This window comes from Halomonas sp. ND22Bw, assembly GCF_003011945.1.
Classification (GTDB): domain Bacteria; phylum Pseudomonadota; class Gammaproteobacteria; order Pseudomonadales; family Halomonadaceae; genus Halomonas; species Halomonas halophila.
Genome location: NZ_PXWD01000730.1, coordinates 1 through 277, shown reverse-complemented (window position 1 = coordinate 277; position 277 = coordinate 1). Strand labels below are relative to the sequence as shown.

Genomic DNA, 277 nt, shown 5'->3' with positions numbered 1-277 from the left:
ACGCATGCGTATGTCTTTGATAACATGCGCTCCTGCTTTAACGGCCAGATAGCGTCCTAAAATATTTAAACCCGCAAATACCACAAACCCTAGAGCAAGAAGACTGAGTAAAAATATCGGTACTGTCTTGCTGTGCAGAACAAAAACCGTATCGAAAATGTGCTTATACATAAGGGGGATAGCACCCTGAAACAGGGTATCCAGCGCCGTGAGCACAAACATCACCCAATACAGCGCCTGCTGTTTTTTCAAATACCCTGATAAAATTCCCAATCCC

The 277-nt window shown here is 44.0% G+C and carries 1 protein-coding gene; it reads right to left on the bottom strand.

The genetic code is table 11. From position 1 onward, the window contains the following. Nucleotides 1-277, bottom strand: a 277-nt coding sequence (locus CVH10_RS25970) for a hypothetical protein (protein ID WP_181244564.1), incomplete at both ends; no start/stop codon positions are given.